This is a genomic window from Achromobacter sp. FW305-C-13, assembly GCF_058783475.1.
This window is the reverse complement of the sequence record NZ_JBYSYN010000003.1, coordinates 989,762-1,013,245: the sequence shown is the minus strand read 5'-3', so window position 1 is coordinate 1,013,245 and position 23,484 is coordinate 989,762. Positions and strand designations below refer to the sequence as shown.

The following is a 23,484-nucleotide window of genomic DNA, read 5'->3' as shown; positions in this document are numbered from 1 at the left end:
CAGTGCCCAGGTGGCGGAATTGGTAGACGCGCACGGTTCAGGTCCGTGTGCCGCAAGGTGTGGAGGTTCGAGTCCTCTCCTGGGCACCACCCGCATATAGGTCGAATCAGCAGCATGCTGGTTTTGATAGCAAGGCTGAAAGCCCCGAAAATCGAAAGATGTTCGGGGCTTTTGCTTTTTCCGCACGTATTCTTGCCCCGATCTTTATCCCCCGCCCTTTAAACGCATCTTCCTCCCGCGTTCATCGTTGAGCGCCCTGCCATTATTTTCCAGGCCAGGCGCGCCCCACCGCTGGCATCAGCGCCACGGCACCTTGCGCTGCAGATGATGGCGCGCATACAGGTCTTCGCCCATGCCCTCGATCTGGCCATCGATCAAGGCTTCGAAAGGCCGCAATAACGCATCGGCGTTCATCGGCGCCTCCAGCGCATTCAAGGCATGCGTCACGGCTTCGATCGTGGACAAGGCGCCCGGGATGTCCGCATGGCGCACGCGATAACGCGTCGTCAGCCCCGCCGGCAGCATCACGCGCGGCAGCGCCGCCAACTCAGGATTGATGTGCAGCAGCTTGCGCGCGTGCCCCCAGGTGCCGTCCGGCACGATCAATTGGATCGGCAGGTCCTGGTCCTGCCCATATCCGGGATGCAAAATGTCGGCCGCTGGACCGGGAAACAGCAGACGGGGCGCGTAACCGGGCTCCGCCCAATCGGCCGGCGAGAAATATTCGCCCACGACGCGCCGCGCGCCCGCCAACCCCAGGACGGCCAACCTGGCCGTGTTCAGCGCATGGCGCGCTTCGCTGGGATGCTGCAAGACCACGACGCGCGTGCGGCATGACAAGGAAGGAATGAGCGCGCACAGGCAGTGCGATTCGGGACGCAGGCAACGCGTGCAAAGGGTACGGGACATGGGGCGACACTATAGCGAAAGCCCGCCGCTCGAAAAAATGCAAAAAAGATGAAAAATGGTCGCCATTACTTGCACACCTTAAAAAAAGTATGCATAATCTCGTTCCTCTGCTGCTGAACAAGAAACGAAGCGAAAGCGACGCAACAAGTGAAGCACCAGCGCCCAGGTGGCGGAATTGGTAGACGCGCACGGTTCAGGTCCGTGTGCCGCAAGGTGTGGAGGTTCGAGTCCTCTCCTGGGCACCAATTATTACATCACGAGGTACCTGTCGTGATGCGCCAAGAAGAACCCCGTTCGTGAAAACGACCGGGGTTTTTTCTTTTCCGTCCCGGTCTTTTCAGCCCCGGCCGCACCGGGGCCATGGGCACCCTACTTCAGCACGCGGGTCATCACCACGTGCGGAATCCCGGCTTCGACGAATTCCTCGCCTTCCACGGTAAAGCCGTGCGCCTCGTAGAACCCCGCGGCATGGGTCTGCGCGTGCAGCACCAACATGCGGTGGCCGTCGCCGTGGCCTTGCCCGATCAGCGCATCCAGCAGTTGGCCGCCCACCCCCATGCCGCGCGCCTTCTTATGCACGGCCATGCGGCCGATATGGCCGTCGGGCAGCAATCGGCCCGTGCCCATCGGTGTGCCGTCAGGCCCATAGGCCACGGCATGCACCGACACCGCATCGTCGTCATCCAGCTCGACCTCAGGGGGCACTCGCTGTTCGACGACGAACACCTCGTAGCGAACCGAGTAGGCATCTTCGCGCAGCCGGTCCCACGTACCCAACGCGATACGCACCGATGATTGCTTGTTGGTCGACATCTCCATTCCCTCGCGTGCAGCTTGTCAATAATAAATATCCTACGCCGCATTCTCGCAGGGATGACATCCAGGCGAAAAGGGGTACGATCGCGGCTTGCCCACGTTGCCTAGGCACGACATGACGCCCTCCGCCCCACCGGCTTGGCTGAAAGCCGCCCCCGCGCTTTTCCTGGTGTTGTGGTCCAGCGGCTTCGTCGTGCTCAAGATCGGGCTGGCCTATGCAGACCCGATGACGTTCCTGGCCGTGCGATACGCCTGCGTCGTCCTCATCCTGCTGCCTTTCATGCTGGTCCTGCGTCCGCCGCTGCCGCCGGGCGCCAGCGCCTGGGGCCATCTGGCGATGGTCGGGCTGCTATTGCAGGCCGGCTACTTCTGTTGCACCTATCTCTCGCTGAAGCTGGGCATGTCGGCGGGCGGCATGGCGCTGATCGCCTCGCTGCAGCCGATCCTGATCGGGCTGTTGGCGCCCCTGATCGCGCATGAACGCGTGGATGCCCGGCGTTGGGCCGGCCTGGGCCTGGGGGTCGCGGGCGCCGCGCTCGTCATCGTCGCCAAGGCGTCCATCGACGTGCTGGCGCCGCTGGGACTGCTGTTCGCCGTGGGCGCGCTGCTTTGCATCACGGGCGGCACCCTCTATGAAAAGCGCTATGGCGCGCAGACGCACCCCGTCACGTCCAACCTGGTGCAGTACGCCGTCGGACTGGCCGTATCGGCGCCGCTGGCCTTCTGGCTGGAACCGATGCGCATCGAATGGACCGGCCCGTTGCTGGCGTCGCTGGCCTATCTGGTCGTGGGCAATTCGCTGGTTGCCATCACCTTGCTGCTGACGATGATCCGGCACGGCGAGGCCTCGCGCGTGTCGGCGCTGTTCTTCCTGGTGCCGCCCTGCACGGCGGTCTTCGCGCTGATGGCGCTGGGTGAGCCCATTCCGCTGCTGGCTTGGCCTGGCATGGCGCTGGCAGCCGTCGGCATCTTGCTGGTCACCCGCAGCGCGCGGGCGCCGCAAGTAGAATAGGCGCCTTCCCGCGCCCCTGGCCCGCCACACCGTCGACCATGAATGCCGTCGTTACCGCCGCCCTGCCCGTCTTTGCGCTGATCCTGACTGGCTGGCTGGCCGCCCGGCTCCAATTGCTGGGCCCCGGCGCAACCGACGCGCTGAACCGCTACGTGGTCTACCTATCCTTGCCCGCGCTGCTGTTTCGCGCGATGACGCAGGTGGATCTTGCGCACATGGCGCACTGGGGTTTTGTCGGCGCGTTCGCAGGCGGCATCGCGGTCACGTTCCTGGTGTCATTCCTGCCGGGACGCGGCGGCCGGCGCGCGCTGACCGACCGCAGCATCGAAGGCCTGGCAGCGTCCTACGCCAATGCCGGCTATATGGGGATCCCCCTGTGCCTGGCGCTGTTTGGTGCCGAAAGCCTGGCGCCCGCCGCCTTCACCACGCTTCTGACCGCCAGCGTCCTGTTCGGCTTCGCCATCGCGATGATCGAGTTCGACCGCCAGCAGACGCCCAACGTGGCCGCCACGCTCGTCAAGGTCGGGCGCGCACTGATGCGCAACCCGCTGCTGGCCGCGCCAGTGCTGGGCCTGGCTTGGGCATCGACCGGCGTGGCGCTGCCGGAAGGCGTCGACCGCTACGTGTCGCTGCTGGGCGCATCGGCCAGCCCATGCGCGCTGGTCACGATCGGCCTGTTCCTGGCGCAGACGGAAACCGCTACCGCGGGCCCCGGCGTCCTGCGTCTGGTGACGGGCAAGCTGCTGCTGCAACCCGCCGTCACGGCGGTGCTGGCCTTCTACGTTTTTTCCATGCCCCCGCTCTGGGCCTGGACCGCCGTGCTGATGAGCGCGCTGCCGATCGGCACGGGTCCCTTCATGCTGGCCAAGATGTATGGCCGCGACGCACGGGTAACGTCGCGCGCCATCCTCGTCTCGACCGTGGCGTCAGTGTTGACCGTCAGCCTGCTGGTCGCCTGGATCAACGCGCACCCCATTTCCTGATCGCTCTTCATCGGCCCTCGCAGGGCGGCATCTTCTATATAACTATTAGTTATTATTGAAGCAGTAATCAATAGTTTGAAGGCGTTAAGGCGCGGCCTTACACTTTCGACATTCCGACGGGCGCCCTTTACGCGCCCGTTTGCATTGACGATCCAGATCCCACCGGGACACCCCATGAGCTCCAACGCCTCTACCCTGCCCTTGCCCTCGGCCCTGCCGCCCATCCAGATCAACCGCGCGCCGCTCTGGATTGCGCTGCTGCTGGTGCTGGCCGGCGCGCTGTATTTGAACCAGACCGTCAGTTGGCGCCAAGGCGCGCTGTGGGTGGTTGGCGCGCTGCTAGGCGTCACGCTCTATCACGCCTCGTTCGGCTTTACGCAAGCCTGGCGCGTCTTCGTGTCCGACCGCCGCGGCGCCGGCCTGCGCGCACAGATGTTCATGCTGGGCGTCGGGGTGCTGCTGTTCTTCCCCTTCCTCGCCTCGGGTTCGCTCTTCGGCCAGCCCGTCACGGGGCTGGTTTCGCCGCCGGGGGTGTCGGTCGTACTGGGCGCGTTCCTGTTCGGCATCGGCATGCAACTGGGCGGCGGCTGCGCGTCGGGCACGCTATTCGCAGTCGGCGGCGGCAACACCCGCATGCTGGTCACGCTGCTGTTCTTCATCGTAGGGTCGGTGATCGCCACCGCCAATTTCGGCTGGTGGTCCACGCTGCCGGCGCTGGCGCCTACCTCGCTCATCAAGACCTGGGGCCTGGCGCCCGCGCTCATCGCCAACCTGGCGGTGTTCGCGCTGATCGCCTGGGGCGCCACCGCGCTTGAGAAGCGCCGCCACGGCCACGTGATCTCGTTCGCGTCGCGTACCGCGCGGCCGGTCTCGCTGCTGCAAGGCCCCTGGCCGCTGATCTGGGGTGGCGTGGCGCTGGTGGTGTTGAACTTCGCGACGCTGGCGTTGGCTGGCCGCCCCTGGGGCATCACCTCGGCGTTTGCGCTGTGGGGCGCCAAGGCCTGGAACGCCGTTGCCGGCGACGTGGCGACCTGGACCTACTGGAGCAAACAGCCCGCGTTGGCGGCGCCCCTGCGCCAGGACGTCACGACCGTCATGGACATCGGCCTGATGCTGGGCGCGCTGGCCGCCGCCAGCGCCGCCGGCAAGTTCGCCCCCGTCTGGAAGGTGCCGGCCCGTTCGCTGGCCGGCGCGGTCATCGGCGGCCTGCTGCTGGGTTACGGCGCCCGTCTGGCCTTCGGCTGCAACATCGGCGCCTACTTCAGCGGCATTCTTTCGGGCAGCCTGCACGCCTGGCTGTGGCTGCCGGCCGCATTCGCCGGCAGCGCGTTGGGTGTGCGCCTGCGCCCCGCCTTCGGACTGGCGGTGGAAAAGACACCGCCGCCCTCCAGCTGCTGATATCCCCCTGCCGGAAAACAGTGTTCCAGAACAGCCCCCTATTTCAGGGGGCTTTCTTTTTTTTCGGTGGTTCAGCTGGTGTATGGTTGCTGCATTCCGCAATACGGAGAGGACTATGAGCTGGATCGTCGGCCGCTACACGGCCTTTATCTTGACCCTGGCGGGCGCAGCCGTCACCGCCGTGCTGGCGTTCACGAGTTCGCTCTGGTGGCTGTGGGCCGCCGTTCCGCTGGCGATGCTGGGCGCGCTTGGCGTCTATGACCTGATCCAGACCCGCCATGCCATCCGGCGCAACTACCCGGTCCTGGGCAACCTGCGTTTCCTGTTCGAATTCATCCGCCCCGAGATCCGCCAGTACTTCCTGGAAGACGACACGCAGGCCGCGCCGTTCTCGCGCGCGCAGCGCTCCATCGTGTACCAGCGCGCCAAGCGCGAAATCGACAAACGCCCCTTCGGCACGCAAGAAGACGTCTACGGCGACCGCTACGAATGGATCAACCATTCCATGTCGCCCTCGCACATCAACGACACGGACTTCCGCGTCACCGTGGGGGGGCCCGACTGCAAGCAGCCCTACTCGATGTCGGCGTTCAACGTGTCGGCCATGAGCTTCGGCGCGCTGTCGGCCAACGCCATCCTGGCGCTGAATGAAGGCGCACGCCAGGGCAATTTCGCGCACGACACGGGCGAAGGCGGCATCAGCCGTTACCACCGCCAGCCCGGCGGCAGCCTGGTATGGAACATCGGTTCGGGCTACTTCGGTTGCCGCGACGAGCACGGCGCGTTCTCGGAGGAAGCCTTCGTCAAGAACGCCTGTACGCCGCAGGTGAAGATGATAGAAATCAAGCTGTCCCAAGGCGCCAAGCCGGGGCACGGCGGCATCCTGCCCGCGGGCAAGGTCACCCCCGAAATCGCGGAAGCGCGCGGCGTGGCCGCCTGGCAGGATTGCAATTCGCCGGCCAGCCATTCGGCCTTCGACACGCCCATCGGGCTGATGAAATTCGTTGCACGCTTGCGCGAGTTGTCCGGCGGCAAGCCGGTGGGCTTCAAGTTCTGCGTAGGCCACCCGTGGGAATGGTTCGCCATCGTCAAGGCCATGCTGGAGACCGGCATCACGCCGGACTTCATCGTGGTGGATGGCGCGGAAGGCGGCACTGGTGCCGCGCCCGTGGAGTTCGTTGACCACGTCGGCACGCCGCTGCGCGAAGCGCTGCGCCTGGTGCACAACACGCTGATCGGCGTGAACCTGCGCGACCGCATCAAGCTGGGCGCGTCAGGCAAGATCATCACCGCGTTCGACATGGCGCGCGTCATGGCAATGGGCGCCGACTGGTGCAACGCCGCGCGCGGCTTCATGTTTGCCATCGGCTGCATCCAGGCGCAGGCGTGCCATACCGGCAAATGCCCCACGGGCGTCACCACTCAGGACCCCATGCGCCAACGCGCACTCGTCGTGCCCGACAAGGCGCAGCGCGTGGCTTACTTCCACAGCAACACGCTGCACGCCCTGGCGGAACTGCTGGCCGCCGCGGGCCTGACACACCCCAATCAGCTGCGTCCGCACCACATCGCGCGCCGCATCTCTTCCAGTGAAATCCGGCTGCTGTCGGCGCTGTTCCCGGAATTGGCGCCCGGCGAACTGCTGCGCGGCGAATTCCGCCACCAGGTGTTCCGCGTGGGCTGGGCGATGGCGCAGGCGCAGTCGTTCCAACCGACGCGCGACATCACCACAGCGCTGGCCGAACAGCACGTCTAGCCACAAGCGAAAGCGGATGTCCGGACGCTACAGCCAGCGTTCGAACATCCGCGAAAAGAACTCCATGAAGCGATCGTCGGCGCCACGATTGCGCCAATCTTCGGGCGTGATCTGCACCGAGTCGGCCACATCGCGCTGGAACAGGGCCTCCATTTCGCCTGCAAACTCGGGGCCCAGCACCACCGCATTGATTTCGTAATTCAGCGCAAAACTGCGCCAGTCCATATTGCTGGAGCCCACGGTGGACCACACGCCGTCCACGACCGCCGTCTTGGCGTGCAGTAAGGCATCGCGCCGCTCGTAGAGCTTCACGCCCGCTTTCAGCAATTCCGTGTAGTGCGAACGCCCCGCGTTGAACACCAGCGACGAATCGGAAAAGCCCGGCAACACCAGCACCACATCCACACCGCGGCGCGCGGCGCCAGACAGCACGTCGATAAATGCCGGATCGGGCACGAAATACGCCATCGTGATGTGGATGGACTTCTGCGCGCTTTCAAACGCGGACATCAGCGTCAGGTAGACCGTATAGCCATCGCTGCGATCGGGCTGATTGGCCAGGATGCGCACGCGTGTGTCGCCCACGGCCGACGCGATCGGTGCGCCGCCCGCGGCAAGCGGCTCGTCGGACTGCGATGCCCAGCCGGCCTGGATGACCTGCTCAAGTTGCGCGACCGCGGGCCCTTCGATACGCAGGTGGGTATCGCGCCACGGCGCCGTTTTCGCATCGCCTCCGCCCTTGCCGTCGCCCTTGTCCGCGCCGCGCCCTGGACTGGACCCCGCGCCCGATCCTGACCCGCCCCCGGGCGAAGACTCGTACACGCTGCTGACGTTGATGCCGCCCAGATAGCCGACCTTGCCGTCCACCACCAGCACCTTGCGGTGGTTGCGCTGGTTCGGCGACCAGCCTGCCCGCGCACTGGCCGGATTGACGGGATTGAACACCGCCACCTGCACGCCCGCGTCCCGCAGGCGCTGGAACAGCGCATCCGGGGTCTTGAGCGTGCCCACCGCGTCCACCATCAAGGCCACAGCGGCCCCGCGGTTGCGCGCCGCGATCAAGGCCTCGGCAAAGCGCGCGCCTTCCGCGTCGTCGTCGAAGATATAAGTTTCCATGTGCACGTACCGGCGTGCCTGCCCGATGGACTGCAGCATGGCCTGGTAGGTGCTGGGGCCGTCGGCCAGGAGCCGGACACGGTTGCCCGCCGACAGCGGCGTGCCGCTGACGGCCTGTTCGACGGCCAGATGGCGCGCCAGGAAATCATCTTTGGGAGTTTTTGGATCCGCCGCAATGCCTTGCCCGCGACGGTAGCTGTCGCGGGCCGCCTCGGCAGACAGGCCGGCTTGCGCCTTGCGCGCATCCCGCTCCTGCGCGCTGGGCACACTGGCACAAGCAGCCAGCATGGCGACAGCGCATGCCACGAACAGCGTTTCTGCCCAGCGGCGCGCTCCGGGCAGCCATGAGGCTATCCTCGAGCGCCCTCCGCGCCGGCGCGCGGCCGGCGGCGGAGGCAGCACTGGCGGCCTCATGGCGAGACCGGCTTAGCGCCTGCCGCTTGCCACCAGGCAGCCCAGCAGCGCGCCGACCAAGGCGGCCACGCCGACGGACTTCCAGGCATGTTCATGCACGTACTCGTCGGCGTACGCCGTGGCGCGGCGGGCGCGTTCGCGCGCGGCGCCTTCCCAGTCACCCGCCTGGTCGCGGGCGTCGGCCAACTGCTGCTTCAGGCGAGCGCGGGCCGATTCGATTTCGGAGCCGGTATAGGAAGCCGTCGAACGCAAGAGGTCTTCCGTGCCGGCAAGCAGCTCATGGAAGCTGTCGTTGACCCGGTCGCGATGCAAAGCCATCTCGGCGCGTTGGTGCTTTCGATTCATAGTCGCTCCTTGTGAAGGTATTGGGCCTGCCGTTGTGCCGCGGTTCCGACGCGATTGCGCGTCCACGGGGTCATCCGGTTGACCATGTCCCCATTGTGCCGATCATTCGGCACCGCCGCCCGAGCTTTGGCAACCAGCCGTAATCCGATATTTCAGCGGAGCGAAACTTGCTGGGCGATTGCCTGGGCCTGCCGCGCCGTCCTTGCGCCCCGACGGACCCGATTTCGTAAAAGTCCATTGCATTCAGCGGCTTAGCGCTTGACAGCGGAACCCCACCCGCCGCGACAATAGCCCTTTGCAATGCGCTTACCCCACCTCAAAAAAGGAAGTGAACGCATGGTTTCCCCTTCAGCAGTGCTGGCCCACACCGCGCAGGAATATCAGGCGCGCCCTTCCCAGGCTTTGAGCGCCGAGCAGGTCGAACTGCGCGACGGCTTGCTGGATCACCCCGCCCACATCGATCCCAAATTCCTGTACGACGCGCTGGGTTCATCGCTGTTCACCGCCATCACCCAGTTGCCCGAGTACTACCCCACCCGCTGCGAAGCCGAGATCTTCGAGCGACACGGCCAGGACATCGCGCGCCATATCGGCCCGGTGCAGTCCATGATCGATCTGGGCGCAGGCGATTGCGTCAAAGCGGAGCGGCTGTTCGCCAGCCTGCGTCCGCGCCACTACGTGCCCATCGATATCTCCGCCGACTATCTAGAGACCGCCGTGCGGCGCCTGCGGCTCTCTTATCCCGACCTGCGCGTGACCGCCATCGGGCAAGACTTTTCGCAAGCGCTGGCCTTGCCCGCCGAGATTCCCGCGGAACAACGGCTGTTCTTCTACCCGGGATCCAGCATCGGCAACCTCAGCCCCGACGACGCGCACGCCATGCTGCAGCGCATCCGCGCGCAATGCGATGGCGGCGGCCTGCTGGTGGGCGTGGACCGCGTCAAGCCCAGGCAGGTGCTGGAACCCGCTTACGACGACGCGCTGCACCTGACTGCCGCCTTCAACCTGAACCTGCTGCGCCATGTGAACCAGGTGCTGGACGCCGACTTCAACGTCGACGACTGGCGCCACGTCGCGTTGTTCAACGCCGCGCGCTCGCGCATCGAAATGCATCTGGAAGCCCAACGCGCGCTGCGCGTGGCCTGGCCCGGCGGCACACGGGACTTCAGCGCCGGCGAACGCATCCACACCGAGAATTCCTACAAGTTCACCCCGCAGGCCTTTTCCGACCTGCTGCAAAGCGCCGGGTATCGCGACGTTGGCCACTGGTCGGATTCGCGCGGCTGGTTTTCGGTTTTCAGCGCCCGCGCCTGACGCGGACACCCCATCAACGCCCACTGGAGGATCGCCATGGAACCTGCCTGCCTGCTGACTCACCCCGCCACCGGACCGTATGCCAGCGGACAGGCCGGCCAGCACGACCGCTTCGACGCGGTGCGAACCACCAGCACGGCGCTTGCCGCGCCGCTCAGCCCCGAAGACTGCCAGGTGCAATCGATGCCTGATTGCAGCCCCGTCAAATGGCATCTTGCGCACACCACCTGGTTCTTCGAGACCTTCCTGCTGACGCAATTCCATCCGCCGTACACGATGTTCCACCCGCAGTACCGGATGCTGTTCAATTCCTACTACAACGCGATCGGCGCCAAGCATCCGCGTCCGCAACGCGGCCTGCTCTCGCGCCCCTCGCTGGGCGACGTGCTGCAGTATCGCCAGCACGTGGACCGCGCCATGCACGATTTGATCTCGCGACTGGGCGGCAATGACCCGGACTTCGACGCGCTGCTGGAATTGGGCCTGAACCACGAGCAGCAGCATCAGGAACTGATCCTGACCGACGTGAAGCACATGCTGTCGGCCAACCCGCTGAAACCGGCGTATGTGGCCACCGGATCGCCCGCCCTTCCCCCCGGTACCCCGGCGGGCTGGACGCGCTACGGCGGCGGCATCAGCCGTATCGGCCACGATGGCCGCGGTTTCGGCTTCGACAACGAGGGCCCCGCTCACGAGGTGCTGCTTGCCCCCTTCCATCTGGCAGACCGCCTCGTCACGCAGCACGAATTCCTGGCCTTCATCCGCGACGGCGGCTACAAGCGCCCCGAGCTGTGGCTGTCGGCCGGCTGGGACCGTGTCTGCGCGGAAGGCTGGCGCGCCCCGCTGTACTGGGAGGGCCAGCGCGACGAGTGGCGCGTGTTCACGCTGCGTGGCATGCAGGACCTGGAATTGCAGGCGCCCATCACCCACGTAAGCTACTTCGAGGCTGACGCGTATGCGCGCTGGGCCCGCGTGCGCCTGCCGCGCGAGGCGGAATGGGAACACGCCGCCCGGCAACAGGCCGACCCCGCGTTCCCCGGCCGCGCGAACATGCTGGAAAACGGCCATCTGGACCCGCGCCCCGCGCCGGCCCGCAACGGCTTGGGTGGCCCCGTGCAGTTGTTCGGCGACGCCTGGGAATGGACGGCCAGCGCCTATGACGGCTATCCCGGCTACAAACCCGACGCGGGCGCAGTCGGCGAATACAACGGCAAATTCATGTGCAACCAATACGTGTTGCGTGGCGGCTCCTGCGCCACGCCGCGCGATCACATCCGCGCCAGCTACCGCAATTTTTTCCCGCCTGAAGCGCGCTGGCAATTCTCGGGCATCCGGCTTGCCCGGGACGCCTGAAACACCCCTTTAAATTTTTGCCTTCCCCCCGCTTGCATGGCAAAAAAGTTTCGTGCTAGAATTTCGTTCTTCGTTGCTCAGCGCTACAAAACAAGCACTGATTGACGGGAAAGCAAGAGTAAAGCAAGACCCAGATGGCGCATTAGCTCAGCCGGTTAGAGCGACGGAATCATAATCCGCAGGTCCCCTGTTCGAATCAGGGATGCGCCACCAAGAATTCAAAAAGGCCCTCACTTCGGTGAGGGCCTTTTGCTTTGCGGCGACTGTGATCGGTTCAACCTCGGCCGATCGTCATCGACCACTGCAAACCACAGTGGCCGATGACAGCAGACATCACACGCAACATCGCACGCAACATCGCACGCAACATCGCACGCAACGCAGCGCGAGCATCAAATGCGACGCAATGCGTCGCGGCGCTTGCCGCCCCAGGTTGCCGCCAGACTCGCCACAAAGGCGCCGATCAACATGGAGGCAAAGCCCCACAGCGCAAATGCGGCTGCAGCCTTGCGCGCCTTGTCGGCGGCTTCCTTGGCCTTTTGCTTGGCGTCTTCCGCCGCCTTCTTGGCATTGGCGATCGCCTGCTCGACACGGCGCTGCGCCACGGCGGGTTCGACGCCGGTTTGTGCGGCCACCACCTTCACCACATAGTCACGGTCTTCGGGAGCGATATCGCCACGCGCCAGGCTCATTGCCACGATGCGGCCCACTTCGGCCCTCGCGGTATTGCGGTCGCCGCCCGCATCGGGGCGATCAGAACGCAGCAGCGTGTCCGTGAAGTAGTCGGTCGCACGGTCCATGCCGCCACCGCTTGCGCCGGCCGCCGCGGTCGCCGTGACTGCTGCGCCCGCCCCTGCCGCCACGGTCGCACCCGTCTTGGCGGCACCGGAGGCTACGGTAGCGATCGCCGAACCCAGCAGCGCGGCGCTGACCACTGCACTCAGCGCCCATACCAGGAAGCCATGCGCCGTATCGCGGAAATAGACCTCGTCCGAATGCACATCCACCCACTTCGTGCGCAGGCGGCCGGCCACATACCCACCGATGCCGTAGGCCACGATCTGCGTGAACAGCATCCACGCAATGATGCTGATGCCGACCGCGGGGGCCGACATGCCCTCATCCGCCCACGGCGACACGGACAGAAAGCCCAGGCCGGTGCCGCCGGCGAACAGCGCCAGCGACAGCGCGGCGGCGATCACCGCGCCCGCGATCACTGCGGCCCAGGACACCGCCGAGACGGCCGATTCGTGCGGAGGCACGCCGCCGCCGTAGGGCTGGCTCAATGAAGATGCGTTTTCCATGGTGATTCCTTGTTGATTGTTTTGTCGCGACGCAAGCGGGCCCTGATCGGGCCGGCTGCGGCACGGGAAACGGATGGCACGTCAGTGCCAGAAAAGCGCCAGCAGGATGATGATGGGAATAGGCACGCCTATCAGCCACAGCAAGATGGAACGCATAACGGACTCCTCATGGTTGTCATTGCATTGCGACGCCGGCGCTCAGGCCAGGTCAATTGCACCCGGCAGGCGCGGGTCTGGAGCGGGGGGGGTGGGATCGTGAGCCGGCGGATCATCGGGCGGCTGATTCGGATCCGGCAACGGATCGTCAGGCGGCAGGTTGCCGGGTAGCGAGGGATCGTCCGGCGGCAGGTCGTCGGGCAGGCCGGGTTCTCGATGCGGGGATGGGGTCATGGTGTAGCTCCTCCGGCGTCAAACGCGCCGCCCGCTTTACAGCAATTAGCGTTCCCGGACCCGCTGATCAAAAAAGCCCTCTTTCGAGGGCTTTCCGGTGGTGCCGAGCAAGACGGCATCAAGGCTTGGCCTTGTCGTCCCTTTGCAGATCCAGGCCATTTATGCCATCGCTGCCCAGAAATGCCATCACGGCCGCCTTGCCGGCGGCAGAGGCTTCGTCCTGGCTTGCATAGCGCCGTTCCGAATAATTGGTGCTGTGCACATTACCGGATTCGGGATCGAGCAAGGTGATGATCCACGCGAACTCGCCGGGCATCAATTGCCTGACCTGTAGCGTGGCACGCGTGCCGGGGCGCAATCTGTGCGGCATCTGGCAGCCTTTTCAGTGATGGGATGCCCCCATCGTAGCGCAAACCCGCCCAGCCACCGCACTGCGCCGAACGCCGTTCGAAATGCTGCGCAAGCACATGAATCCATGCTGCAGACCCCGAGGCAAAAACGCCACACCACACGGTTTCCGCCAGGAAAACCCTAGGGTCCACGCCGCGAATACAGGCGCACAATCAGTACAAATACAGAGACCGCACAAGCGGCGCCGCATCCCTTTAATCAGGCGAGGACGGAGACAACATGACTTACGTAGCAGTGGTTATCAGCTGTTTTATGGTTATGGGTATCGTCGCGTTGGTGATTCAAACGATTCAAAGCGCGGGGCCCGAGCCCTGGCTGAAGATTTCGGCGGCGATTGTCAGTTCTACCTTTGCTTCGCTCTTGTTGATCCCGCTGGGCTACGCGGTCGCCCAGACCATGCTGATCGACTGACGCTTCCTTCCTCTCGGCAACCTGCCAGGGCTATCCGCCCCGGGCGGGCTTGCCACGCGTCGCCGCCCAGCACAACAACGAACCGGCGGTGACCATCGCCACGCCTTGCCAGAACGGCGGAGTAAGGCGGGTCGACAGCCATACGGCTGCGAAGAAGGTGGAAAGCACGGGTGTGAAGTAGGACGCCGTGGCCAGCAAGGTCAAGTTGCCCTTGAGTATTCCCACGTTCCACAGCGCATAACCGGCCGCCATCGCGCCGCCGGTCACGCACAGCTCGAGCGTGGCAGGTCCGGTAAACGCCAGCGCCGGCTCGGCGCTGAATCCATACTTGATCCACAACGCCGCCGCAGTCAGCATGAAGAACAGCGCGACGCCATTCTTGCCATCGGCAAAGCGCGTCGTCACGTTGCAGTAGACGGCCCAGATAATGGCGCCACTGAATGCCAATCCATAACTGAGGGGGTTGCTCGATACATTGGCCAAGGTGCGTTCCCACGACAGTCCGCCCGATCCGCCTACGACCCAGACGATGCCGCATACCGACAGCACGATCCCGGGCACCACCCATGCGTTGGCCCGCTGGCCGTTGATGACCATCGCCAGCACCACCGTCAAGCAAGGCCAGAGATAGTTGACGATGCCAAGCTCGATGGCCTGCCCGCGGTCAAGCGCGAAACCCAAGGACAACGACAGGCAGATCTCGTAGGCAACGAACAGCAGACTGCCGACGATGAGATAGCGCCGGGGAAAACTGCGTAACGTCGGAAAGCCCAGCAAGCACACCAGAAAAGCCGACCCCACGGTGTAGATGAGTGCGGCGCCCCCGATGGCGCCGAAGCTTTCGCTGACGCTTCGAATAAGGCCGACGACCGTGCCCCACAGCACGATCGCCAGCAAACCTAGGAAGGTGGCCGTATTCCGGCCAGGAGAAATTTGCATTACCGTTCCGCTAGCTCATTGCTGCACGCCGCGTTGCCTGCGGGCCAGGCGCGGCGCCAGGCGGGCAGTGTAACGAATACCAGGCGTTAAAGTCGTGACCTGCCGGCATGGGCAAACCCATGCCGATAAGCGCTATACCCACTGCAACAACGATGAAGAGGGAGAAGCATCCGCATGGCCATTTCCATACGCAGATTGAGCGATGTACTCGCCAGCACGGAGTCGGGCAGGCTTTATCGGATAGAGGTTTTCTTACAGGCGGACGATCCGGGGACCGTGGACCCGCCGCCGCCGGCCACGCGCTATATCCTCAGGACATCGGAAGGCGAACGCGTCATCGCCCTGGGCGACAAGCGGTATCGCCTGAAATCAGGTGAAGTGCTGACCGCCTTGGCGCCGCAGCAAGCCTCTCCCCCCGGATGATGGGGAGGCACCCGGCATCACAGATCCGACGCAACCCGCCGCTTGCCCTGCCCCTTGGCCTTGTACAGCGCCACATCGGCACGCTCCAGCAATTGCAGCATCGTGATGCCGGAATGCGGGTAGACGGCGATGCCCACGCTGGCCGATACCGCGACTCGGATACCCGGATAGGGCAGCGACAAGCCCTCGACCAGTGCCTCGGCGACGATCTGGGCGTTTTCCTGCGCGACGCCCATCAGCAGAACCGCGAATTCGTCGCCACCCAGGCGGGCCGCCACGTCGGACACCCGAATCGCGCGCGCCATGCGGTCCGCGGCTTCCTTCAACACCGTATCGCCAGCGGCGTGGCCGTGCAGGTCGTTGACGGCCTTGAAACCGTCCAGGTCGATCGCAAGGATCGCGAAGGATTCGCCGCTGCGCTGCGCCACCGCCAATTCACGCAGGATCAATTCACCGAACAGCACCCGGTTGCACAACCCCGTCAGCGGATCGTAGTGCGCCAGATGCTGCGCATGCGCCAACATGCGCGAGGCCTGCAATAGCGCCGTGCCGACCTCCTGAGCCTCTTTCACCGGGGTGGTCGGCAACTCGACCGTGCGGCCTTCGCCCAACGCCAGCGCCGGGCCGACCAGCCCCTGCACCGCAGAAGTCAGACGGTTTGCCAGGCGCAAGGCCAACCACAGCCCCAAGCCGAACGCGAACAACGTGCCCAGGGCCAGCCACGCAATCGAGCGGTATAGATCCGTCGTCAACAGGGTCATGGGCGCGCCGGCCGCGACGGTCCACCCCGAAAGCGCCGACCGGCTGAACGCGGTGTAGACCGGGGTCCCTTCCTTGGTGGTGGTCTCAAGCGCCCCCTCACTTTCCTGCTGCACGGCCTGGGCCAAGGTGGGAACCGCTTTCTGCCCGACGAACCGCGCGGCGTCTCGCGTGCGGGCGACGATGGTCCCGGAGCTGTCCAGCACCGCCGCCACCCACCCGTCCGGAAGCGCCCGGCGGCCCAATGCGTTGCCGATGCGGCTGGGCGACAAGCCCACATTCAGGCTGTAGACGACCGCATCGCCGCGCACCACCGGTACGCCCAGCGCAATCGTCGGCTGTTTGCTGACTCCACCCGTGAACAGGCGGCTGAGTACCGGCGCGCGCGTCTCGAACACTCGGCTCAAGTCCTGCGGTGCGCCACTCATGGGCAAAGGGGTGCCATACGGCACCAGCGTGTTGAGGATCTGCCTGCCGTCGCGGTCGGTCAGGACGTAGCTGTCCACGATCTGGAACCGTACCGATTCCCGTGCACGCTGATGGAAGCTTGCGAGGTCCCCGCCAATCAGATCGGGCGAAGTCGCCAGCATTTGCACGCCGGCTTCGACGCCGGTCAACTCGCGGTCGAGAATGGCGGTGAGGTTGCGGGCCAGGAAGATGGTGTCGCGAAAGATGCGCTCTTTCTGAATGACATAGCTTTCGTACACAGCCACCGACGCCACCACCAGCGCCGGGGAAATACAGGTGAAAACGAGTGCCAGCAGACCAGTCCGCATGGAATACCGGTGCAGCGGGCGCCCCTTCGCGCCAGCCAGGCTTTCGCCATCAGCCATCGCCTATCCCCCTTGGTCGCATGCGCCTCCCGCTTTGTATTCCGGAGCGAGGTTCACCTGATGGCGCCTCGCTCCGCGTCCCCAATTTACTCCGAAATTTTCGGCGATGCGACGACTTCCTGACAGACGGATACGCTTGGTCATCTCCATTGGCGACAGGTTGCTACTATCGCCGCCATGACCAATATGTCCCCTGAATCATCCGCCTCCGGCAAGCTTGCCGCATCCGACAAGACCGTGCTGATCTACGGCGCCATCGCCGCCCTGTCCGGCCTGGTCCTGCACCAACTCATGACGCTGCGCGCCTGGCCCTGGAACCACCCGTTTGCCCTGGCCTTTCTGCTGCAATGGATCGCCCTGGCACCGCTGGCGGGCGCCTTGCTGGCCGGGATGCGCAGCGGCCGGCGCTGGCTGGCGGCGCTGGCCGCATACGGGGTGATCCTGCCCACCCTGACGGCCTACGGCCTGACGTCCGCGAACGGTTCACTGCCTCACGACCTGGGTGGATGGCCACAGGGTAATGACCTGGCGCTGGCGCTGCTGCTGACCGGCCTCGCGGGCTTTATCCTGCTGCCGCTGATCCAGGCGCTGGACGCCGGCAAGCCGCACTGGAACTACCCCGCCGTCTTCCGCGCCGCCTGGCGCATGGCGGTGCATCTGACGCTGGCCGCTTGCCTGGCCATGGCGGTATGCCTGCTGCTGACCGCGGCGGGCGCCATGTTCACCATGATCGGCATCCAGGCCGTCCGCGCCATCGTGGACGATGCCCACTTCCGGCTCGCCGCCTGGCCGATGATCCTGGCCGCCTGCCTGGTGGGCGTACGCCGCCGCCCGTCGTTGACCGAAACGCTGCAACGTTCCTGGCTGACGCTGAATGCGTGGCTGCTGCCGCTGGTCACCGTCGTGGGGCTGGCGTTCACGCTGGCGCTGGCTGCCCGGATGGCGCTGGGCCTGGAGGCCGTCCAGCTTTCCGCCGGCGCGCTGATCGCGTTTTCGCTGGCCTGGATCAAGCTCATCAACGCCGCCTGGCAGGACAGCCCCGAGGCCGCACCCTTTGGGCCGCGCCTGCGGGGGCTGCTACGTGCGGCGATGGTGTGCCTGCTGCCGCTGGCCGCGGTAGCCCTCTACGGCGCCGTCGTCCGCGTGGAGCAATACGGCTGGACCGTCCTGCGCGTGTGGGGACTCGCCGGCGGCGCGATGCTGGTCCTGTATGGCGCGGGCTACACCTGGGCAGCGCTGCGGCCCACGCGCTACTACGCCGTCCTGGGCACCACCAACCTGATCGCGGCCTTCGCCACCCTGGGGCTGCTGCTGGCCATCAACACGCCGCTCGCCAATCCCCTGCGCCTGACCGCGGAAAGCCAGCTGCGGCGGATCGTCGACGGACGCCTGGATCCGGAGCGGTTCAGTTTTCACGCGATGGGCAAGGACTACGGCCATTGGGGCCGCGATGCCTTGCAGCAGTTGGCCGACGGCGCAGCCAATGCGCGGGACCCGCAGATTGCGCTGGCGGCCGCGCAGGCCCTGAAAGGCAGCTACTACAGCTGGGACGACGTGAAACGGGCTAACGGCCAGCCACCGGCGGCCGATCCCGCGCCGGCCCCCGTACCGGCGTTCGCCACCACGCCGGCAGGCCGCGCGATACCCGACGCATGGTGGAACGCACTGCGCGACGACTCACCCGGCCGGGCGAAACTGTGCTCGCCCCCGGACACGCAGAACACGGCGGCAACGCAGCCTTGCCGGCTGATCTTCGCCGACCTGACGGGCGACGGCGTGGACGAGATCATCCTGTACATCCCGCCACGCGACGCCGAGCCCGGCACCGGGGAACAGTTCATCGCCTACGTGTCGGATGCGCCGCAATCCTGGCACCAATTGGGCTGGCTGCGGGCAGAGAGCTTTGAGCAAGCCATGGATGACGCGACCGGCGTGCAAGACATCGGCCAGGCGCTGGAACAAGGGCTGGTGCGTACCCAGCCGCGGCCGGACCGCGACCTGATGATCGGCGACAACCTGCTGCGGCTGCGCTGAGCTACTGCTCTTCCAGGTCGGGGGTGCCCGTGAACTGGCTTTTCAGCAAGGTCAGCGCCCCCTTCTCCGCCAAGGCCTCGTTGGGGTAGACGTGCTTGGTGTCTTCAAGCACCGGGAATCCGAAGATGCGGACGCGGGTGTGAAAGCCTTCGGGGGTTTCGGCGAATTCGATATCGAAATTGCGCTCTTCGATCCAGCCCGATCGATGCAGTTTCCATTCCATATGCAACACGCTCCTGAGTGGCGACGTCGACACGAAAGGCCGGCCGGATAAGGCCGACGCTGCTACACCATACACCCGGCGCGGTGCCTGCGGATGACTCGCCGCCACCGCAGGCGCCACGCCACGTGTCTTACTCTGCGGGCGGCGGCGCCGTTTCCGCCTTGCCCAGCAACTCTTCCGAAGCCGGCGAGAACAGATCCCAGCAGGCCATGAACAACGCGGCGATCAACGGGCCGATCACAAAGCCGTTCAGGCCGAACAAAGCCATGCCGCCCAGCGTGGAGATCAACACCACGTAGTCCGGCATCTTGGTGTCCTTGCCCACCAGAATCGGACGCAGCACGTTGTCCACCATGCCGATGACCAGCACGCCGAACGCGATCAGCACCGCGCCCTTGACCATAGCGCCCGTCAACAGGAAGTAAATCGCGACAGGCGCCCAGATCAGGCCCGCGCCGATCGCGGGCAAGAGCGACAGGAAGCCCATGATCACGCCCCACAGCAGCGCGCCCTGGATCGACAGGATCCAGAAGATGATCCCGCCCAGCGCGCCCTGCGCCGCGGCCACTGCGATGTTGCCTTTGACGGTGGCGCGCACGACGGTGGTGAACTTGCGGAACAGGTGCTGCTTGTGCGCGTCGCTCAGCGGCATGGCGCGCTTCAGGCGCGCCGTCAGCTGCGGACCGTCGCGCAACAGGAAAAACAGCAGATACAGCATGATGCCGAAACTGATCACGAACTGGAACGTGTCCTGCCCGATGTTCAGCGCCTGGGTCGCCAGGAATTGGCTGGCCTGCATCGCGCCTGCGCTGAGTTTTTCCTGCAGGCTGGGAATGTCGGCCAGATCGAAGCGCGCCAGCAGGTCATGCACCGACGGCGGCAACGCAGCCATCGCCTGCTGGAAATAGGCGCCGAAGTTCAACTCGCCCGACTTGATGCTCTGGTACAGGTTCGCGCCTTCGCTCACCAGCGAACCGCTGATCGCGACCAGCGGCAGGATGACCAGCAGCAGGACCAGCAGCAAGGTGATCAATGCGCCAAGATTGCGGCGCCCGCCGATACGCGCAACCAGCCGGCGCTGAAGGGGCGCAAAGATGATGGCAAGGATGGCGCCCCAGAAAACGGCGCCGTAGAAAGGCCACAGTAGCCAGCCGAACGCGATGGTGACCACCACGAGCAGGAGCAGAAAGGTTCTGTAGTGCAAGCTGGATGATTGGCTCATATTCCGTTCCAGGCACGGCGAACGCCGCGAGACCCGCATTGTACAAAGCGTCCGCCTTGCGGCGGGTTCAGGCCCCCAGCGCCACGGCGAGCAAGACGGTTTCACGCGCTTGCGCCAAACCGTCAGACTGCGCGTTCAGCCCCTGCAGGCGCAGGTTCAGTTCCTGCTGGAGCGTCAGCGTGGCTACGCGGGCCTGACCATCCACCAACTGAATGTCCGCGGCATGGGCGGCCACGAAATCCGCCACGCCCACGGCGTTGCGCGCCACGGAGTCCATCCGGGTGGCGGCTTGCATCAGATCTGCGGCGGGCGCGGTCACGGCTTCGTCATACGCGCCGCCATAGACGGGCGCCAAATCGGGCGGCAGCGTCATCGCGGCGCGCGCGCGATCAGCCTTTGCGCGGGCATCCTGCAGCTTGCCCGCGCTATCGGCCAGGGTCTTGCGGGCGGCCTCGAAGCCGGCCTTGCGCTCGACGATGTCGCCCACCGACCGGATCGTCTCCACCGCCAACACTTCTCGCAACGGAGCGGCGGCCTCGGCCATCGCCTTCTGGAAATCGGTAATGACCTCATACGCGTCGGCGTAGTCGCCTATCGCGTCCTTCTCCGCTTTGGTCAGCGCACCGATGGGCAACAACGCGTCGCTGCTTACCCGTGCTTGCAGCAACTGGATGAACGCGACCCGCTCCTGGGGCTCTTTATTGACGCAGGCCGTCATGAACAGCATTGAAGCCATTGCCAGGCCCGTCAGGCAGGCTCGCCATGGTGACATGCGTGTCCTCCTTGCATGAGGGGGGGGTTGAGTTGGTGGGATTGACGCCCCGGGGGCCGCAGCCGCCCCGCGGCGACGGCCAACACCCGTGGGCAGATTATCCCGAAGCGCTCTACGGCAGCCATGGGTGGGCGGATTTTGTTGCGATCGAAGCGAGTTGACACAGGACGCGCCGGGTCGGGATCTGTCCGAGCCATCATGCGTTCAACGGGTAAGCCATCGCGCATCGCCGCGCAGCATCGAAGCCCGCGTCCGACTCCGCTTGCAGCCGGGCCTGCAACAGCGGCGCAAGCGGCGCCGAAAGCTCGGCAAACCCCTGCCGCCGGTAGAACGGCGCATTCCAGGCCAGCTCCCGGTCCGTGGTCAGCACCACCGACCCGTAGAGACCCGTCGCCCGGGCATGCGCCAGTACCGCCTGCAACAGCGCCCGGCCCAGGCCATGCCCCTGCCAAGGCAAGGCCACCGACATCTCGGCCAGGAACAAGTCGCCGCCCATCGGCCGCGCCAATGCGAATCCGCGCACCTCATCATCGGGCTGCGCAACCCACAGCAGGCCGGCGGCCTGGGCCGCGGCCAATTCTTCTGACGGCAGCGTGTCGCCATCGGCGGCCCAGGCCAGAGCGGTGCCGCGGAAGCGCTCGGCGGCGGAGCGCTCGATATCGGCCAGGCAGGCCAGGTCGGAGGGTCGGGCGGATCGGATCATGAGGGGTGGAAGTATGCACCATGCAGACGCACGGCCGCCTCTCCTTGCCCGATCCCTTAAAATGCCCGATCCGGCCGTGCTATCGGCCGCCTGCAACACTGGCTTTGCTTCAACGATGACCCAAAACGCTACTTCCGCCTCCTGGGGGTTCACCCAGCCCGATTGCCGCGGCGCAGCCGCCCTGCTCTTCTTCATGGACGACTTGGCGCGCGTCGTGAATCAGTACCTGGGGCATGGCCAATTGTCGGACGAAGCCCTGGCGGACGCCCAGAAGGCCGTCGACGCGCTGCTTGCCCGTTATGTCGAGATCGAGGCGGCCCCTGACGCGTTCAACGACGAACGCATCGGCCTGGCACTGGAAACCGAGCGCCAGCCGGACGGCACGATGGGCGCGCAGGTGGCACTGCGGATGTCGCCGCGTCTGGAAGGCCTGATCATCGAGGCCCAGCGCCAGGCTCGCCCCGCCGCGCACTGACGGCCATGGGGGCTATGCGCCCCCTTTCAAAAAAGACTTGCAAAACCCATCGGTCTGCGATAATATCGATGGTTGAGGTCTTTCTACACGAACCCAGTAGAAACACTCAAGAAACACGACACACAAGAACTACCCGGCTTGATTCACCGCCAATGACTGAACGTCATTGACTGCCGATGAGCCACTCGGATTCCGATCCGATTTGCGAAAACCCACAACGCCAAAACGCAAATCCCGGTTCCGACACGAAAGTCGCGCACTACCCCGCGCAACTTCCACAATCAAAGCAGCTCCGAATGCAGCGACGGCCATGCTGGCCAGCGTGCTGAATCGATCAACGCCCAGGCACTGAACCTGAACGGCGGGATCCGACGCAAGCAGCCTCGAAGCCGCCCACAGCACCTTCGCCAAACCGCCAGTCCGGCTTGGCCAGAAGCAACAGGATTACGCTGCGGCCCTAGTCGACCCAACGACGACAGCCGCACAGCAACCGCCAGAGCCAACCCACTCTGTGCGGCCCCTCAGGCCTAAAGAGCGCATGCACCGAACATGCCCGCCACCTGGCCCGAACCGATGCCGTCTTGGACTGACGGTCGGCATCAAACAGCGGCATTGAACCGTTACCCGCGCACGCAAAAATATGAGAATGCGCAAAGGGACGGCAACACTTATGCGTTAGTGTCATGCATGCCTGTCCGAATCAACCCGGCCGGACATGGCGAACGACCAGATGCGAGGCGCTTTTGTTACGTCCACATCTTGCGCGGCATGCACACCACGCAGCTTTCTAATAACTAGAACCTAAGAGAACAAACACCATGAATACTCGTTTCACTACCTCGGACCTGATCCGACGCCCGGCCCATACGACGCTGGACAACACCCCGATCCATATCGGCGACATCGTCTACCTGCAGCCGACCAACGGCCCCGCCATCCGTGCGACGGTCATTTTCAACGCGCCGATCGACGGCACGACGACCTACACCACTGAAGTCGTGCCTTGCGGCTCGTCCACGCAGAAGGTGCCTGGCCAGCGCATCCGCTTCCGCCACGAGCACGTGCACCGCATCGAACCCGTGCGCCGCACCACGCATTGATCCATGCCAAAATCGCCGCGCTTCATGCGCGGCGATTGCATTTTGCCCGTGATAAATTCGCAGGCAATC

Annotated in this window: 24 protein-coding genes and 3 tRNA genes; 14 read left to right on the top strand and 13 right to left on the bottom strand. The window is 65.2% G+C overall.

What is annotated here, in order from left to right; translation table 11 throughout:
• Nucleotides 1-4: 4 nt before the first annotated feature.
• Nucleotides 5-89: transfer RNA gene (locus AC3WMU_RS23600), tRNA-Leu, on the top strand.
• 208 nt (nt 90-297) lie between these two features.
• Here the strand turns inward: AC3WMU_RS23600 and AC3WMU_RS23595 are convergent.
• Nucleotides 298-909, bottom strand: coding sequence for a tRNA-uridine aminocarboxypropyltransferase (locus tag AC3WMU_RS23595; RefSeq protein ID WP_006224939.1), 612 nt, complete (start codon nt 907-909; stop codon nt 298-300).
• Between the two features lie 160 nt (nt 910-1,069).
• On the opposite strand from AC3WMU_RS23595, the gene AC3WMU_RS23590 reads away from it, so the two are divergent.
• Nucleotides 1,070-1,154, top strand: a tRNA-Leu gene (locus AC3WMU_RS23590).
• 124 nt (nt 1,155-1,278) lie between these two features.
• Here AC3WMU_RS23590 and AC3WMU_RS23585 read toward each other — a convergent pair.
• Nucleotides 1,279-1,728 (bottom strand): GNAT family N-acetyltransferase, encoded by a 450-nt coding sequence (locus tag AC3WMU_RS23585; RefSeq protein ID WP_006224940.1) that lies wholly within the window; start codon nt 1,726-1,728, stop codon nt 1,279-1,281.
• A 112-nt stretch (nt 1,729-1,840) separates the two neighbouring features.
• Here AC3WMU_RS23585 and AC3WMU_RS23580 point away from each other — a divergent pair, with 112 nt between their 5' ends.
• The 4 genes from AC3WMU_RS23580 (at nt 1,841) to AC3WMU_RS23565 (ending at nt 6,874) form a co-directional block, all read left to right on the top strand.
• Entirely contained in the window at nt 1,841-2,737 is an 897-nt protein-coding gene (locus AC3WMU_RS23580) for a DMT family transporter (RefSeq protein WP_006224941.1), read from the top strand.
• 38 nt (nt 2,738-2,775) lie between these two features.
• Nucleotides 2,776-3,720, top strand: coding sequence for an AEC family transporter (locus tag AC3WMU_RS23575; RefSeq protein WP_006224942.1), 945 nt, complete (start codon nt 2,776-2,778; stop codon nt 3,718-3,720).
• Nucleotides 3,721-3,894: 174 nt separating this feature from the next.
• Entirely contained in the window at nt 3,895-5,118 is a 1,224-nt protein-coding gene (locus AC3WMU_RS23570) for a YeeE/YedE family protein (protein ID WP_167390153.1), read from the top strand.
• 115 nt (nt 5,119-5,233) lie between these two features.
• On the top strand, nt 5,234-6,874 hold the full coding sequence (locus AC3WMU_RS23565; protein ID WP_315844605.1) for an FMN-binding glutamate synthase family protein: 1,641 nt from the start codon (nt 5,234-5,236) through the stop codon (nt 6,872-6,874).
• 27 nt (nt 6,875-6,901) lie between these two features.
• On the opposite strand, the gene AC3WMU_RS23560 is transcribed toward AC3WMU_RS23565, so the two are convergent.
• Nucleotides 6,902-8,278, bottom strand: coding sequence for a phospholipase D-like domain-containing protein (locus AC3WMU_RS23560; protein WP_492283051.1), 1,377 nt, complete (start codon nt 8,276-8,278; stop codon nt 6,902-6,904).
• 138 nt (nt 8,279-8,416) lie between these two features.
• Complete coding sequence (locus tag AC3WMU_RS23555; RefSeq protein ID WP_088590621.1) at nt 8,417-8,749, bottom strand: ElaB/YgaM/YqjD family protein; 333 nt, start codon at nt 8,747-8,749, stop codon at nt 8,417-8,419.
• Between the two features lie 336 nt (nt 8,750-9,085).
• Here AC3WMU_RS23555 and egtD point away from each other — a divergent pair, with 336 nt between their 5' ends.
• The 3 genes from egtD to AC3WMU_RS23540 all read left to right on the top strand — a co-directional run bounded on the left by egtD (nt 9,086) and on the right by AC3WMU_RS23540 (nt 11,629).
• Nucleotides 9,086-10,063 (top strand): L-histidine N(alpha)-methyltransferase, encoded by a 978-nt coding sequence (gene egtD, locus AC3WMU_RS23550; protein ID WP_492283043.1) that lies wholly within the window; start codon nt 9,086-9,088, stop codon nt 10,061-10,063.
• Between the two features lie 36 nt (nt 10,064-10,099).
• Entirely contained in the window at nt 10,100-11,416 is a 1,317-nt protein-coding gene (gene egtB, locus AC3WMU_RS23545) for an ergothioneine biosynthesis protein EgtB (protein WP_006224948.1), read from the top strand.
• 136 nt (nt 11,417-11,552) lie between these two features.
• Nucleotides 11,553-11,629, top strand: a tRNA-Met gene (locus AC3WMU_RS23540).
• Nucleotides 11,630-11,808: 179 nt separating this feature from the next.
• Here the strand turns inward: AC3WMU_RS23540 and AC3WMU_RS23535 are convergent.
• From AC3WMU_RS23535 to AC3WMU_RS23525, 3 genes are all read right to left on the bottom strand, one after another.
• On the bottom strand, nt 11,809-12,720 hold the full coding sequence (locus AC3WMU_RS23535) for a hypothetical protein (protein WP_006224949.1): 912 nt from the start codon (nt 12,718-12,720) through the stop codon (nt 11,809-11,811).
• Nucleotides 12,721-12,918: 198 nt separating this feature from the next.
• The gene (locus AC3WMU_RS23530) at nt 12,919-13,110 is read right to left on the bottom strand and encodes a hypothetical protein (protein WP_081534216.1); all 192 of its coding nucleotides are present in this window, start codon (nt 13,108-13,110) and stop codon (nt 12,919-12,921) included.
• A gap of 118 nt (nt 13,111-13,228) precedes the next feature.
• Nucleotides 13,229-13,480 (bottom strand): hypothetical protein, encoded by a 252-nt coding sequence (locus tag AC3WMU_RS23525; protein ID WP_035213175.1) that lies wholly within the window; start codon nt 13,478-13,480, stop codon nt 13,229-13,231.
• Between the two features lie 260 nt (nt 13,481-13,740).
• Between AC3WMU_RS23525 and AC3WMU_RS23520 the strand changes: the two genes are divergently transcribed.
• On the top strand, nt 13,741-13,932 hold the full coding sequence (locus AC3WMU_RS23520; protein ID WP_006224951.1) for a hypothetical protein: 192 nt from the start codon (nt 13,741-13,743) through the stop codon (nt 13,930-13,932).
• Between the two features lie 30 nt (nt 13,933-13,962).
• Here AC3WMU_RS23520 and yddG read toward each other — a convergent pair whose 3' ends face one another.
• Nucleotides 13,963-14,871, bottom strand: coding sequence for an aromatic amino acid DMT transporter YddG (yddG, locus tag AC3WMU_RS23515; RefSeq protein WP_035213177.1), 909 nt, complete (start codon nt 14,869-14,871; stop codon nt 13,963-13,965).
• A 174-nt stretch (nt 14,872-15,045) separates the two neighbouring features.
• On the opposite strand from yddG, the gene AC3WMU_RS23510 reads away from it, so the two are divergent.
• Entirely contained in the window at nt 15,046-15,294 is a 249-nt protein-coding gene (locus AC3WMU_RS23510; protein WP_006224953.1) for a hypothetical protein, read from the top strand.
• Nucleotides 15,295-15,311: 17 nt separating this feature from the next.
• On the opposite strand, the gene AC3WMU_RS23505 is transcribed toward AC3WMU_RS23510, so the two are convergent.
• A complete protein-coding gene (locus AC3WMU_RS23505) occupies nt 15,312-16,886 on the bottom strand; it encodes a diguanylate cyclase (protein ID WP_492283042.1) in 1,575 nt (524 codons plus the stop codon).
• A 186-nt stretch (nt 16,887-17,072) separates the two neighbouring features.
• On the opposite strand from AC3WMU_RS23505, the gene AC3WMU_RS23500 reads away from it, so the two are divergent.
• Entirely contained in the window at nt 17,073-18,920 is a 1,848-nt protein-coding gene (locus AC3WMU_RS23500) for a DUF4153 domain-containing protein (RefSeq protein ID WP_492283041.1), read from the top strand.
• 1 nt (nt 18,921) lies between these two features.
• On the opposite strand, the gene AC3WMU_RS23495 is transcribed toward AC3WMU_RS23500, so the two are convergent.
• From AC3WMU_RS23495 to AC3WMU_RS23480, 4 genes are all read right to left on the bottom strand, one after another.
• Entirely contained in the window at nt 18,922-19,143 is a 222-nt protein-coding gene (locus tag AC3WMU_RS23495; RefSeq protein ID WP_006224956.1) for a hypothetical protein, read from the bottom strand.
• 130 nt (nt 19,144-19,273) lie between these two features.
• Nucleotides 19,274-20,365, bottom strand: a complete 1,092-nt coding sequence (locus AC3WMU_RS23490; protein ID WP_280029944.1) for an AI-2E family transporter — start codon at nt 20,363-20,365, stop codon at nt 19,274-19,276.
• Between the two features lie 67 nt (nt 20,366-20,432).
• Complete coding sequence (locus tag AC3WMU_RS23485) at nt 20,433-21,137, bottom strand: DUF3053 family protein (protein WP_492283040.1); 705 nt, start codon at nt 21,135-21,137, stop codon at nt 20,433-20,435.
• Between the two features lie 196 nt (nt 21,138-21,333).
• Nucleotides 21,334-21,840 (bottom strand): GNAT family N-acetyltransferase, encoded by a 507-nt coding sequence (locus tag AC3WMU_RS23480; RefSeq protein WP_454676398.1) that lies wholly within the window; start codon nt 21,838-21,840, stop codon nt 21,334-21,336.
• 115 nt (nt 21,841-21,955) lie between these two features.
• Between AC3WMU_RS23480 and AC3WMU_RS23475 the strand changes: the two genes are divergently transcribed.
• Both AC3WMU_RS23475 and AC3WMU_RS23470 read left to right on the top strand, forming a co-directional pair.
• The gene (locus AC3WMU_RS23475) at nt 21,956-22,315 is read left to right on the top strand and encodes a hypothetical protein (RefSeq protein WP_006224960.1); all 360 of its coding nucleotides are present in this window, start codon (nt 21,956-21,958) and stop codon (nt 22,313-22,315) included.
• Between the two features lie 818 nt (nt 22,316-23,133).
• Nucleotides 23,134-23,415 (top strand): hypothetical protein, encoded by a 282-nt coding sequence (locus tag AC3WMU_RS23470; RefSeq protein WP_006224961.1) that lies wholly within the window; start codon nt 23,134-23,136, stop codon nt 23,413-23,415.
• Nucleotides 23,416-23,484: the final 69 nt, after the last annotated feature.